Annotated in this window: 10 protein-coding genes; 3 read left to right on the forward strand and 7 right to left on the reverse strand. The window is 64.6% G+C overall.

The window, feature by feature from the left end; all coding sequences use genetic code 11:
- Positions 1 to 2: 2 nt before the first annotated feature.
- From AC07VI_RS04205 to AC07VI_RS04220, 4 genes are all read right to left on the reverse strand, one after another.
- Positions 3 to 1,076, reverse strand: coding sequence for an HlyD family secretion protein (locus tag AC07VI_RS04205; RefSeq protein ID WP_086143972.1), 1,074 nt, complete (start codon positions 1,074 to 1,076; stop codon positions 3 to 5).
- 19 nt (positions 1,077 to 1,095) lie between these two features.
- Positions 1,096 to 2,553 (reverse strand): efflux transporter outer membrane subunit, encoded by a 1,458-nt coding sequence (locus AC07VI_RS04210; RefSeq protein WP_086143703.1) that lies wholly within the window; start codon positions 2,551 to 2,553, stop codon positions 1,096 to 1,098.
- A gap of 10 nt (positions 2,554 to 2,563) precedes the next feature.
- The gene (gene fabI, locus AC07VI_RS04215; RefSeq protein ID WP_086143971.1) at positions 2,564 to 3,346 is read right to left on the reverse strand and encodes an enoyl-ACP reductase FabI; all 783 of its coding nucleotides are present in this window, start codon (positions 3,344 to 3,346) and stop codon (positions 2,564 to 2,566) included.
- A gap of 615 nt (positions 3,347 to 3,961) precedes the next feature.
- Positions 3,962 to 5,395 (reverse strand): IgA Peptidase M64, encoded by a 1,434-nt coding sequence (locus AC07VI_RS04220; protein ID WP_172404639.1) that lies wholly within the window; start codon positions 5,393 to 5,395, stop codon positions 3,962 to 3,964.
- A gap of 202 nt (positions 5,396 to 5,597) precedes the next feature.
- Between AC07VI_RS04220 and AC07VI_RS04225 the strand changes: the two genes are divergently transcribed.
- Positions 5,598 to 6,212: a TetR/AcrR family transcriptional regulator gene (locus AC07VI_RS04225; protein ID WP_086143702.1), complete on the forward strand. Its 615-nt coding sequence runs from the start codon at positions 5,598 to 5,600 to the stop codon at positions 6,210 to 6,212.
- A complete protein-coding gene (locus tag AC07VI_RS04230) occupies positions 6,209 to 7,411 on the forward strand; it encodes a DUF418 domain-containing protein (RefSeq protein ID WP_086143701.1) in 1,203 nt (400 codons plus the stop codon). Before AC07VI_RS04225 ends, AC07VI_RS04230 begins: the two co-directional genes overlap by 4 nt.
- Here AC07VI_RS04230 and AC07VI_RS04235 read toward each other — a convergent pair.
- The 3 genes from AC07VI_RS04235 to AC07VI_RS04245 all read right to left on the reverse strand — a co-directional run bounded on the left by AC07VI_RS04235 (position 7,402) and on the right by AC07VI_RS04245 (position 12,489).
- Positions 7,402 to 8,655: a cyanophycinase gene (locus AC07VI_RS04235; RefSeq protein ID WP_086143700.1), complete on the reverse strand. Its 1,254-nt coding sequence runs from the start codon at positions 8,653 to 8,655 to the stop codon at positions 7,402 to 7,404. The two genes, AC07VI_RS04230 and AC07VI_RS04235, sit on opposite strands and share 10 nt — an antisense overlap.
- A 156-nt stretch (positions 8,656 to 8,811) precedes the next feature.
- Positions 8,812 to 11,556 carry a TonB-dependent receptor gene (locus AC07VI_RS04240; RefSeq protein ID WP_086143699.1) on the reverse strand — a complete coding sequence of 915 codons (2,745 nt, stop codon included), beginning with the start codon at positions 11,554 to 11,556 and terminating at the stop codon, positions 8,812 to 8,814.
- A gap of 33 nt (positions 11,557 to 11,589) precedes the next feature.
- On the reverse strand, positions 11,590 to 12,489 hold the full coding sequence (locus AC07VI_RS04245) for a MurR/RpiR family transcriptional regulator (RefSeq protein ID WP_226935432.1): 900 nt from the start codon (positions 12,487 to 12,489) through the stop codon (positions 11,590 to 11,592).
- A gap of 309 nt (positions 12,490 to 12,798) precedes the next feature.
- On the opposite strand from AC07VI_RS04245, the gene AC07VI_RS04250 reads away from it, so the two are divergent.
- The gene (locus AC07VI_RS04250; RefSeq protein ID WP_086143697.1) at positions 12,799 to 13,935 is read left to right on the forward strand and encodes a succinylglutamate desuccinylase/aspartoacylase family protein; all 1,137 of its coding nucleotides are present in this window, start codon (positions 12,799 to 12,801) and stop codon (positions 13,933 to 13,935) included.

Below are 13,935 nucleotides of genomic sequence, written 5' to 3' on the forward strand. Positions count from 1 at the left end.
GCTCACTGCGGAACCTTGGCCGTCAGTTCAGCGGGCCATGCCTGCTTTGCATCAAGACGCACCCAGGCCACGCCGGGCAAACCCACTTTGACGAGGGCCAGATGCTTTAGCAGCAGTTCGCGGCTGATCTGCGCTTTCACGCGGAACATGAGTTTCTGGCGCTCGCTGGCCGTTTCCACCGTCTTTGGCGTGAACTGCGCGCTGGCGGCAACGAAGGAAATCGTCGCTGGAATCACATAATTGGGCGCCGCATCAAGGATGATGCGCACTTCGCCGCCCAGCGCCACCTTGCCGGCCGCCGTCTCGGGCAGGAAGAAGGTCATGTAGACGTCCGACAGGTCGACCAGGTTGAGCACCTTGCCGCCGCCCGCCAGCACCTCGCCCTGCTGCGCCACCAGGTATTGCACGCGGCCGTCGCGCGGCGCCGTCAGCTGGCCATCGGCCAGATCCGAATCGATGCGCGCCGTGGTCGCCTCGGCGGCCACCACGGCGGAACGCGAGCCGACCACTTGCGCTTTTGCCGCGTCGATGGCAGCCTGCGCCGCCGTCACCTGCGCCTTGGCCGCATTCAGGGCGGCGGCCACGCTGCGCACGCGGGCGCGGTCGTCGTCGAGCTCCTGCACCGAGGAAGCCCCCTCCTTCGACAGGGTTTCGGAGCGTGCCAGGCGGCGCTTGGCCGCATCGAGTTCGCTTTCGCGCTGCGCCACCATGGCCAGCGCGGCCGCCTTGTCGCTCTCGCGCACGGCCACCTGCGCCTGCGCGCCGACCACGGCATCGGACGCCTGCTGCTGGCGTGCGCGCGCCTCGTCGCGCTGGGCCGTCAGGGAATCGACCTGCATGCTGGCCAGCGGCTGGCCCGCCTTGACGAAGTCGCCCTCGCGCACGAGGATCTCCTTGACCCTGCCGGCCAGCTTGGTGGCAACGTCGATTTCCGTCGCCTCGATGCGGCCATTGCCGCTGACAAAGCCTTCGCCAGGGCCCGTGGGGCGCATTTTTTGCCAGGCCACGTAGCCCAGCACGAGAACGGCCACGACCAGCGCGGCGGGAATGAGTTTTTTCTTCAGTTGTGGAGTCATGGGTATCAGGGCGATCAAATTAGTGGGCGGAAGCGGTGGCTGAACTGGCGGAGGTGACGGGCGCACCGCCGCCCAGGGCCGCATACAGGCTGACCTGGCTCGAGAGCAATGCGCGGCGCGTCTGCACCAGCTGCTGCTCCACCGTCAGCAGGTCGCGCTGGGCATCGAGCACTTCCAGGTAGGGCGCGGCGCCATTGTCGTAGCGCAGCTTGGCCAGGCGTGCGCGTTCGCTCTGCGCGGCCAGGGTGGTTTTGCCGATATCGACCTGCAGCGCCAGCCAGCGCCGGTTCGACAGCGCGTCGGCCACTTCACGGAAGGCGCCCTGCACGCTCTTTTCATAGTTGGCGACGGCGACGTCGCGGCGCACTTCGGCCAGCTCCATGTTGGCGCGCAGGCGGCCTGCATCAAAAATCGGCAGCACCAGGCGCGGCGCAAAATTCCAGGCGCCGCTGCCCGAATCGAACAAGCCGCTCAGTTCCGCGCTGGCCGTGCCGTAGCCCGCCGTCAGCGAAATGGTGGGAAAGAAGGCGGCGCGCGCGGCGCCGATATTGGCCTGCGCGGCGCGCAGCTGGTGCTCGGCGGCGATCAGGTCGGGGCGCTGCGTGAGCAAGGCCGACGGCAGGCCCGCATGCAGCGGCTGCAGCACGCTGGCGTCGTCGAAGCGGCGCACCTCACCAGCGACCGGCGTCAGGTCGACGGGACCGCCCACCAGCTGGGCCAGCGCGTGCGCCTGCACGGCGCGCGCCTGCTCCAGCTGGGCCGACAGCGACAGGGCCTGGCTGAGCAGGGTTTCCACCTGCGTCAGGTCCAGCTTGGAAATCGAACCGACTTCGAAGCGGCGCGTAAAGATGCGCAGCGATTCGGCGCGGCTGTCGACCGTGGCGCGCGCCAGTTCCACGCGTTCGTCGAGTTCGCGCAAGCCCAGGTAGCCATTGGCCACCTGCGCCACCAGGGCCACGCCGACGGCGCGGCGCGCCTCGTCGCTGGCCAGCAGGGTTTGCAGCGCGCTGTCATTCAGGCTGCGCACGCGGCCCCAGAAGTCGAGTTCCCAGGCGCTCACGTTCAAGCCCGCCTGGTATTGCGCGCTCGTCATGGGACGGCCCGTCACGCTCAGGTCAGCCGGCACCCGCGCGCGGCTGCCGGAGGCGCCCAGCGCGATGGTGGGAAACTGTTCCGCGCGCTGGATGCCGTACGCCGCGCGCGCCTCTTCCACGCGCAGGGCGGCAATACGGATGTCGCGGTTGCCGGCCAGCGCCCGCGCAATGAGCGCCTGCAGGCGCGGATCGGCAAAGTAGGCTTGCCAGGCCACGTCGGGCGCATGTGCGCCGGCAGCGTCATTTTCAGGATACTGCGCCGCCACGGGCAGCGGCGGTGGCGCATATGGCGGCGCCAGCGAGGCGCAGCCGGCCAGCAGCAAGCTGGCAGCAAATGCCGCCATTCTGGCGCAAGGGGGCAAAGCAGAAACAGCCATGGTCATCATCTTCCAGTCAATTCAGAATGTTGTAGCCGCCATCGACATACAGGGTGCCGCCCGTGATGGCGCGCGCGCCATCGCCGGCGAGGAAAGCGCACAGCGCGCCCACGTCCTCGATGGTGGCCAGGCGGCGCAGGGGCGAGCGTTCGATGGCGTCAGCCATCAGGCGGTCGAAATGGGCAATGCCGGAAGCGGCCCGCGTCTCCAGTGGCCCTGGCGAAATGGCGTTGACGCGGATGCCTTGCGGCCCCAGTTCGGCGGCCAGGTAGCGCACCGACGCTTCCAGCGCCGCCTTCACGGGGCCCATCAGGCCGTAGTCGGCGATGACTTCCTCCGCACCCAGATAACTCATGGTCATCAGGCTGCCGCCGTCCGGCATCAGGGGTTCGGCCAGCTTCGCCATGCGCATGAAGGAATGGCAGGAGATATCCATCGCCTGCGCAAAACCGTCGGCCGAACTGTCCGCCACGCGGCCATGCAAGTCCTGCTTCGGCGCGTAGGCGATGGAATGGACGACGAAATCAAGCGTGCCCCATTGCCGTTCAATCTGCGCGAACAGGGCTTCCAGCTGCCCCGGCACGGACACGTCGAGCGGTGCCATGATGGCAGCCTGCACCTGCCGCGCCAGCGGCTCCACATGGGGGCGGGCCTTGTCATTGAGCCAGGTCACGGCCAGGTCGGCGCCCGCTGCGCGCAGTGCGCTGGCGCAGCCCCAGGCGATGCTTTGCATGTTGGCGATACCCACCACCAGCCCCCGCTTGCCCTGCAACGTCGGAGACGGCGACACGGGCGCCATCATGACCTGGACGGACGCAATGGCGGCCAGGGCGTGGCCGCGTGCACGCACGGCACCGCGCCAGCGCAGACGGCGGCGGCGCCAGTGGCCAGCGTCATGCCGCCGGCACGCGCATAGGGCAACACGATGGGAGTGTGGGGATGGAGGGTACTGCACGCGTCGGGCGCGGGGATCGGCATCTTCATGAATCTGGCTTCCGTCACTGAAATTCGAAGCCCGCACCAGTGCATTCTCGGGGAACTGGTACGGGGCGAAAATTACTCTACAGCATTTCGATGCGTGATTCGCGATGTGTCCGATCCGCATGCAGAACGCTTTTGAGCTAGGTCAACTATAAGTGCGATTGCGGCGATGCAACATTGATGTACATCAAATTCTACATCAATATTATTTAAATGAAATAATTTCTAAGCAATCGAATCGTCATATGTATTTAATAACAGTATCGGGCTGACGGGAAGAAAAGGGCAGCAGCAAACGTAAATTGGTATTGCTGGAAACACCAGCACAGATGCACGGCTGCGACGCAGGAAGGGGAGGAAAGGCAAAAAAGGCGGCCATGCTATTGCATTGCAACATGGCCTACCATGAATTACAGGAATGACAGAAACGGCATTATTTGCCCGGCGCTGCCGCAGGACGCGAATACAGGTCGATGATGGTGCTGATGCCATCCCGGCACACGGAACAGAAGGTCTCGCTGCGGTCAAACATGATGCATTGCATCTCGGGCCGGTAGTAACCGGACGATTCGTAGTTCGCCCCCTCGAACGCGCCCACCGCATGACGCTGCGGGGCCTTGGAAAACAACTGCTGCGTGTAGGCCAGGTCGGCCTTGAACAAGGCGCTCATCTCGCTTTCCGGGCGGTTCGCCGCCCGCAGGGCCGCGCGCTGCTGCTGATACTCACGCGCATGGCTGTCGTACGCTTCCTTCGGCCATGGCGTCGGCAGCGGCGTGCCGGCCTTGATGTGGCTCTTCCATTTCAGTTTGGACGGATCGCGCAGCGCCGTGGCGTTCGGCTCCCACGGTTCCTGGCGCTCGCCATTCGACTGATAGGCCACGGGCGAAGTGTAGTACTCGTCGGCCAGGCCGGCGAAATGGTGGCCGAATTCATGCACGAACAGGTAATTGGCCCAATCGTTGTTCGCCGCCGCCGTGCTGAACTGGCCGAAGATGCCGCCGCCGCCATAGGTATCGTTATTGACGAGGATTTCGATGAACTCATACGGCGCGTATTGCGCCAGGTCGCGCAGGGCGCGGTTGTCCGTCGTCAGCACATAGCGCTCGCTGCCGAAGATATCGTAGCGCGTGCCCAGCGGCGAGGCGTGGTGCACGCCCGTCGATGGACGCGACACGCCTGACTCCTGCGTCGGCGCGGCCATGGCCCACAGGTTGAAGTCATTGGCCCGCTCGCGAAATGGCGAGACGGTAAACAGGTGCTCGGCCAGCTTGCGCGCCGTCGCCTCGAACTTGTCCATTTCGGCCGCCGTGTAGCCGTCGCCCATGATCAGCAGGTCGACCTTGTCGCTCGATGGCCCACTGATGCGGATCGGTATCGGCTTGACGGGCGCCGGCGGCTGTTTGTGGATCACATCCTGCGCGGCAGGGTCGACATCGGTGCTCCACACAATGGAAAACAGGCCGCGCTCGTCGCGTTTCAGGATGCGCACGCGCACCGGGCGCTCGGGCTGCGGGAAGCGCACGGATTCCTGGAAGGCCCGCGTGGTGGTTTTCGCTTCGTCGGTGCTGGCCCATTCGCCGAAAATGGTGGAAAAACCACGCGAATACAGCACCTGACCCGACTTGATGTCGACCACTTCCAGCATGTTGTTGCCGCGATTGCTGTCGTCGATGGGGCGCGCCAGGTTGCCCGGCCATGGCAAGGGCTCGACCAGCACGCGCTCGACCGCATAATGTTCACCCAGCGCATTGCCGCTATGCTGGTAATCGAGGCGCATGGTGGCTGGCTGGGCCGCCTGCACGGCGGGAACCATGCCGGCGGCCAGCGCCAGCGCGCACAGGAGGGATCGGATCGGGGTCTGCTGCATCTCATTCCTAACACGGTAGAAAAACGGGTAAAAGAAACGGTTTTCCGAACAAACAGCGGCGCCGGCGGCGGGCATGGAAAAATCCGGTGCGGCACATTGTAGCGACAGGAATCGGCGCTGCAAAGCACCCAGCTTGACCGCGTCGCGTAATCCCTTTATATTAGACTAATTAATCGATTAATTAAAAGGGCCGCCAAACACCATGCGCACCATCGATCCCGACAAACATGCGGCGCGCCGCGCCGCCATTCTCACGGCGGCGCGCAGCTGCTTCGCCCGCAAGGGCTTTCACCAGACCAGCACCGCCGCCATCTGCGCGCAGGCGGGCATGAGTCCCGGCAACCTGTTTCATTATTTCCCCACCAAGCAAGCCATCATCGGCGCCATCGTCGACCAGGAAGGCAGCGAGACGGCAGCCTATTTCGCCGGCCTGCAAGGCAGCGCGGATGCATACGGCGCCTTGCTCGACTTCATGGACCTGGTGCTGGCGCTGGCGGCCGACGCGGACTTTGCGGGCCTGACGCTGGAAATTTCCGCTGAAGCGATGCGCGACACGGACATCGCGGCCAGGGTGGCGCGCAATGACGCCGGCCTGCGCGGCGGCCTGCAAACCTTGCTGGAAGAGGCGGCGGCAGCAGGCCAGATCGACGCGGCGCTGGACCCCGCGCAAACGGCCGGCTGGATCGCCGCGCTGATCGACGGCATCTTCAACCGGGTCGCCGTCGATCCCGATTACGCGCCGCTGGCGCAGCGCGCCGGTTTGCACCTGCTGCTGGCACGCTTCCTGCACCCGGTCCGGGCAACAGCGGCGCCATGAAAGTCCCGCCCACGCGCATCGCCGACGTCGACGCCCTACGCGGCTGTGCCCTGTTCGGCATCCTGGTCGTCAATATCGGCGCCTTCGCCACGCCGTGGTTCGGCCTGGGCTTGAGCGATCCGGCCTTTCACGGCGGCGTCGACCGCGCCACGCATTTTCTCGTCGCGCTGCTGTTCGAGACCAAGTTCTATCTGCTGTTTTCCTTCCTGTTCGGTTACAGCTTCACCTTGCAGATGCAGGCGGCCACGCGCGCCGAGGCGCCATTCGTGCCGCGCATGCTGCGCCGGCAAGCAGGCCTGTGGCTGATTGGCGCCATGCATGCCGTGTTCCTGTTTCATGGCGACATACTGACCACCTACGCCGTGCTGGGCATCGTCCTGCTGGCGCTGCACCGCTGCGGCGAACGCCAGGCGCTGTCCCTGGCCCTGGTGCTAGTCGTCGTCTGCGCGGCATTCTGGTCAGGCATGGCCTGGCTGCAAAGCCTGCAGCCGGCGGGCGACGCTGCGGACAGCGCCGTGGCGATGGCCCAGAAAGCGGCAAGCGCGCTGGCCGCCTACCGCGCCACGCCGGCCGCCGTCGTCAATCAGCACCTGCGCGAACTGAGTGAAATCTGGATCGTCCTGCTGCTGGTGCAGGCGCCCTGCGCGCTGGCCATGTTCCTGTGCGGCCTGGCTGCCGGCAAGCGCGAGATGCTGCTGCACGCCGCCGACTATCTGCCGCTGCGCCGGCGCCTGCTGTGGGCCGGCGCGCTGGTGGGTGTGCCCGGCGCGGCCATTTATGCGTGGACCTCCGTGTATGTCGACAGTCAGGCATGGCAGGTAGCGGGACTGGCCGTCGGCCTGGCGAGCGCGCCGCTGCTGGCGGGCGCCTACCTGGCGCTGGCGCTGGCCCTGTTCGAGCGCCTGCGCGACAGCATGCTGTTTGCGCTGCTGGCCGACACGGGCCGCATGGCCCTGTCGAACTACCTGCTGCAGTCGGCCGTCTGCGCCTGGCTGTTCCTCGCGTATGGCGCGCGCTTGATGGGCAGCGTCTCGCCGCTGGGCGCCCTGGTGCTGGCCGCCATCATCTTCAGCCTGCAGCTTCCATTGAGCCGCTGGTGGCTGCGCGGCCACGCGTATGGCCCCGTCGAGTGGCTGCTGCGGGCCTTGACGATCGCGGCCCGGCCCCGCTGGCGGCGTGCCGGCGCAAGCTACTTGTAGCGGTACAGGGGCTGGCGCAGCTGGATCGGGCGGATGTCAAGGCGCAGTTTCAGTACCGAGTACGCTTCCGCCTCGGTCGAGCTGTAGCCGACGCTGTTGACCGTTTTACTGAAGCGGAATTCGAAGCCCAGGTCCGGATACGGGTCGCGCGGGTTGCCGAAGGCGATGCCGATGGCTTCCTGCTGGGCATTGTCGATCAGGTTACCCATCAGGTCCAGCACGGCGTTGTTGCCGAGGATATCGTTGGTAAACACGGGTTCGCGCATGTCGGGCTGGTTCGGATCGAGCTTGTTGTCGGCCTTGTCGGGTGAGGGCGTAAACACGCGCGTGACGAGATTGAATTTGTCGCCCCGGTCCAGGTAACTGATGGCCGCATTGCTGATATTGAAATTCTTCACGCCGCGATCGCTGATGGCGCCCGACAGGTCGATCAACAGGGCGCCACTGTAGCCGATGACCTCCACATCGCGCATGGCGTCGACCACCATGGCGCTGTTTTCATCGATGCCCAGTCCCAGGTGATAGCCTTTTTTCAGCATCACGGGAATCATGCGCGCGAAACGGCCACGCACCAGCAAATGCTGGTCGACGAAGACGTCGCTGCCGATGAAGCCCAGGCCCGGCGCGATTTCGCGGCCATCCGTCACGCCCATTTTCAGCATGTCCAGCACGGGCTTGGCATCATAGAACATGGTGGTGCTCATGATGGCCGCGCCGGCGCTGGAACCGGCGATCACGCCGCCGTTGCGGTAGACCGACCAGATGGCTTCCAGCGCGGCCGTGCGGCTGCCGTCCGGGCGCAGCAGGGCTTGCGTGATGCGGCCCTGGTCGCCGCCGGCAAAATAGATGCCGGTGGCCGACTTGATCTGCGTCACGATGGCCGGGTCTTCTGCAGCCTTGCGGTAATCGCGATTGGCCAGCTTGACGGCCAGCGGCACGAAAAAGGCATCGGCGCCATATTGATTGAGTTTTTTGATAATGCTTTCACCCGATTTTTCCGGGTTCATCGCGGCCGAGGCCAGCACGGCGATGCGCGCGCCTGGACCACCCGACAACTTGACGATGCGCTGCCACACTTCGGCATTGTCGGCACGCAGGCCGCCGCCGATAATGACGAGGGTGCCCTGCGGCGCACTGCCGATGGCGCTGCCGCCGGGCGCCGCCATGGCGTGGAAGCAGCACAACGCCAGCGCGGACAGCAGCGTGGCACAGAATTTCTGATACAGGCTTGCGGATGATTTCATGGTGCCTTTCAAATGCAAAGAAAGTGGCGCACACTTGTTGATACTGGCATGCGCCTTTGCTGCCAATACTGCTGCTTGCAATCCAACTCCATCGAACTACGATACTACCCGCTGTGTGTGACAGCGGTATTGCGGTATCTCGTGTTTTCCGGCCGTTTACCTGAAACTGTAACTGGCGCTGGCATAGAAGCGCCGCCCACGCGGGTCCGCGTAGCTGGGGTCATAGCCGGACAGGAAAAAATACGCCTGGTTCGAGTATGGCGGACTGGTATTGAACAGATTCTGGATGCCGGCGCGCAGCTTGAACTGCTGGCTGACCGCATACGCGCCCGACATGTCCCACAGCGTATAGGCCTTCACCCGGTTCGCTTTGACCACGCTGCCGTCGTCGGTATTGATGGCCGAGTTCTGGTCATCGTAGCCGCTCGAATACGTGTTCGACAGGCTGGCCGAATACGGCCCGTGGTCCCAATCCAGGGTAATCGTGTGGCGCCAGCGCTGCACCACGCCGTCCGTGACGAATTTATTGAGATTGCTGACAAAAGTATCGCCAGGGCTGGTCTGGATTTTCGAATCGAGCACGTAGGTGCCGCTCAGGTGGCCGCCGAAATGCCCCCATGCCGTTTTTACGCCATGCAGGTCGGCCGTGATATCGATGCCCGAGGCTTTTTGCGCGCCGCGGTTTTCCTTGCGCAGCTCGATGTAGCGGATTCCATTGTCTTCGTCGCGGTGTACGAGGTTGCCGTACTTGGACAGGTTGGACAGGATGATGTCGTCGCCGATTTCGCTGATCAGGTCCGTGCGCCTGATATTCCAGTAATCCAGGCTGAAGGTCCAGTGCTGGCCGGGTTCGAGCACCACGCCGGCCGTGAACTGGCGGCTGCGCTCCGGTTTCAGTTTGTCGTTGCTGTAGCGGCGCGTACGCCAGTTGTCGGCGCAGACAGAGTAGTCGTTGTTCTCGGCTTCGCAGTACACGGGATCGGGCAGGGTCGCCGTCTGGCTATAGACAGTGGGCCGGTGCAGGTCCGACATCGACGGCGCCCGGAAACCCTTGCCGGCCGAGGCGCGCAGCAGCACCTGCTTGCTGGGCATGTAGGTCAGGCCGACCTTCGGACTGAGGGCGCCGCCCACCTGCTGGTAATGGTCATAGCGGCCGGACAGCTGCGCCTGCCATTGCTTGCTGAACGGCAATAACAATTCACTATAGATGGCTTGCACATTGCGGCTGTCGCTGGTGGCCACGCCGCCTTCGGGCGCGTCATCGTTGGTGATGTTACCGCTCATTAGCAATGCGGATGGCCGGAAGTCCGTGCGCTCGCGCCGCACTTCGCCGCCCACCGCCAGCGCCATGTCGCCGCCGCCCATGGACATCAAGGCACGCGACACCTTGAAATCGAGCGCATCCATGACGCCGCGCGCATGCCGCACTTCGTCGTTGACCTGGATGTTCTCAAGCAGCGCCTTACCCGCAGCGCTGGAGGGGCCGAAGGGATTGATGGTGCCATCCGTGATGCCCTTTTGTAGCTGGTCGGCCAGGAGGTAGCCGTGCGTGTCCTTGTCCCTGACCACATTGACACTGTGATTCAAGCCCACGTCGTAATCCCAGCCGCCCACGGTGCCGGTGGCGCCCACCACGTAGCGCTGGCTTTCGCTGGTCAATTCGCTGGTGCGCATGCCCGCTTCGTTCAGGCGGATGCGCAGGGCCAGCGTGCCGGTCAACCCGGCAGCGCTCAGCTGCGGCACCATGCTGGCATCGATTTCGCCATCCGGCCGCGCTGTCGATCCCACGTAATAGCTGCGCGAACGGCTCAACGCCACTTCCGCATACAACTGGTGATCGTTGTTCAATTTGAGGACGCCGCGGGTCAGCAGGTTCTGCTTGTCCGTTTTCGGATACAGCTCGGTGTCGCCCATATAGTTATAGGTACACGCATCGACGCCGCCCGTGCCGGCCGGCAGGTACACATTGGCCGGTCCGCTGCAGCCTGGAATCGACAGATTGATCAGGCGATTCGTGATCGGCTGGCCATTGAGCAGAAAACCCTGCTCCTGCAGGTAGTCGCGCTGGTCGCTGCTCAGGCGGATATTCGCCGGACTGGTGTAACTGGACAGCAAATGACCGAGGCGCTCCGGCACATGCAGGTTCGGAATGAACTTGCGCTGCGAGGTGCTCAGGCGGTCAGTTTTCTGCAGGTCGACCACGGCAAAGATATTATAGCCATCCTCCGCCAGGTCGCCCGTGCCTGCCGTGATGCTGGCCGTGCGCTTGCCGGCCCCGCCTTCCTGCGTGCCGCCGCCGTAGGCATTCAGCTCCACGCCCTGGTAATCCTTGCGTGTAATAAAATTAATGACGCCGCCGATAGCGTCCGTGCCGTACAGGGCTGAAGCACCGTCGAGCAATACTTCCACGCGCTGCAGGGCGGCGGCGGGAATGTTGTTCAGGTCAACGCCCGCATCGTCACCGGGCGAGGCAAAGTTGGCCATGCGCCGGCCATTAAGCAGCACCAGGGTCGATGACGTGCCCACGCCGCGCAGGTTGGCGCTGTTGAAGCCGCGCTGGTCGCCGCCCACGTTGATGCTGGCCCCATCGGTCAGTCCGCCCACGTTGGCCGACACGCGCGCCATCAGCTCGGCCGCCGTCGTCACGCCCGCTTTTTCGATATCGGCGCGCGTGATGATCTGCACCGGCAGCGCCGTCTCCGATTCCAGGCGCTTGATGGCCGATCCCGTGATTTCCACGCGCTGCAGTTTGGGCTGCGCCAGCTCTTGCGCCAGCGCGGCGCTGCCCGGCATGGCCAGCGCCGCCGTGGCGCTCAAAATGCCCAGCGTCAGGCGCACGGCATGCGCCAGTACCGCTTCACGTGGCAGCGCAGTTCCGTCCTGTTGTTTTTTCGTCTGCATTCCCGCTCTCCCGGATGGTGTTGACCCTGATTTTTATAATGACTGCTTTTTAGGTACCGCCTTGCGCTGCTGTGCTGCCGTTTTCCTGGGGGGCTGCACCCCGTATTCGCCGCCATAGAGGTAGGCGGCGATCACCTCGCTCAGGCGTGCGGCCTTGTCGACGTTGTCCCTGTTCGATACCATCAGCGCCACGGCCAGCGCCTCGATCATGGCCAGCGCCGTGCTGGCGCTGCTGGGCAGAACGGGATGCCTGCTTTGCGCATACAGCGCGTGGTCGGCCAATTCGGCCAGTGGCGACGCGGGAGAGTCGGTGAGCGCCACGATGCAGGCGCCGCGGTCGCGCGCAAAGCTGGCCAGGCCGACGCAGTCGAGCGTATAGCGGGGGAAGGAAATCACCAGCAGCACGTCCTGTGCCGTCAGGTTGACGAGGTGGCCGGCCGCCACTTCCGAGCCGCCGATGCCCACCACTTCCACCACATGCGGGCAAAACGGTTGCAGATGCTGCACCAGCATGCCTGCCAGGTTGGCAGACAGGCCAAAACCCATCACATACACGACCTTGGCGTGCGTCAGGCGCCGTACCACGGCGTGCATATCGGGCAGCGACAAGGCGGCGGACGTGGCGGCGATGTTCGCGGCCGCATATTCCAGACTTTCCGTGACTGGCGAAGTGGCGCGCGCGCGACGCTCTATCGTATGCCGTAGCTTGTCGACCGGCTGCAGCAGCGCCTGCAAGGTTTCGGCCATGGCGCCGCGCATGGCCGAATAATTCTTCTGGCCGATGTCGCGCGCGAAGCGGCTGATGGTGGCCGTCGACACCTGGCAGCTGTCGGCCAATTCTTCGATACCCAGCGCAATGACGCGCATCTGGTTGCGCAGCAGGTAGTCGGCGATCTGCCGCTGCGAGGCAGAACCGCTGGCCAGCACATGCATCAACGCCTGTCCCAACGAAGACTGAGCGAAGGCGGCATCGGGCGACGACTGCGTTGTGGCAGGTGTTGTGCGGCCGCTGCTTCTGGCAGGACTGGCGGATGCTTTCATATCACTGGCGGCCTGTGTTCTTGGATACTGGGGATCAATGGCGGAAAGGCGAAATCGGGTCGCTGGAACTTACTCTACTCATATCAAAAAGAAAACTCAACAAATATTTGTAAAAGGATTTTCACTGATTTACTTCGTGAAAATATTGCTACATAATCGACCGCAAGCCATCAACCGCGCCCCATGTAGGAGCGAATCACCATGCAAGCACACCAGCACCCCATCTCCACGCCGCACGCCAGCGTCGCCTGCCAGTTGAGCAGTTTTCACTTTGGCGGCGCGGCCGCAGACAGCCGCAGCGGCAAAAAGGTTTACATCCAGGCGGCGCTGCACGCGGACGAGGTGCCGGGCATGCTGGTGTCGCAATTCCTGCGCCGCGAGCTGCTGGCGCTGGAGGCCGCCGGCAAGGTACACGGTGAAATCATCCTGGTGCCGGCCGCCAATCCCATCGGCCTGGCGCAGGCCATCCATGGCGCGCCGTTCGGCCGCTTCGACCTGACCACCGGCATCAACTTCAACCGCGCCTACCGCCACGTGGCCGATGAACTGAAAACCACGCTCGACGGCCAACTGGGACAGGATGCCAAGGCCAACGTGGCCCTGATACGCGAGCATGCGCGCGCCGCCGTCGCCGCCTGGCGGCCGGGCACGGATGCGGAAACGCTGAAAAAAACCCTGCTGGGCATGGCCATTGACGCCGACATCGTCCTCGACCTGCACTGCGATAACGAGGCGGCCCTGCATATCTATACGGGCACGCCGCTGGCGGCGCAGATCTCGCCCCTGTCCGCCCTGCTGGGCGCGCGCGCCGTGCTGCTGGAGCTAGCAGCCGGCGAAGAGCCATTCGACGAAGCCTGCAGCCGCCTGTGGTGGGACCTCGACAACCACTTCGGCGGCCGCTATCCGATTCCCGCCGCCTGCCTGTCAACCACCGTCGAATTGCGCGGCGAAGTGGAAGTAAGCTACGCCCTGGCCGAACGCGACGCCGCCGCCCTGCTGCGCTTTCTCGCCATCGAGGGCGTGCTGGACATCGCCGGCGCCGGCGACGACCTGCCCGCGCCGCAATGCGAACCGACACCGCTGGCCGGCGTGGAACCGATCCTCGCGCCGCATCACGGCGTGCTGGTCTACCTGCGTGAAATGGGCGACATGCTGGCCGCCGGCGACGCCGTGGCCGACCTGATCGACCCAGTCAGCGGCGAGACAACGACCTTGCGCTGCACCGTCGCCGGTGTCTTTTTCGCGCGCAGCGCGCATCGCCACGTCCTGCGCGGCATGAACGTCGGCAAGGTCGCCGGCGCCGTCGCCTTCCGCGGCGGCAGCCTGCTGAGCCAATGA

The organism is Janthinobacterium sp. GW821-FHT03A03 (assembly GCF_059421435.1).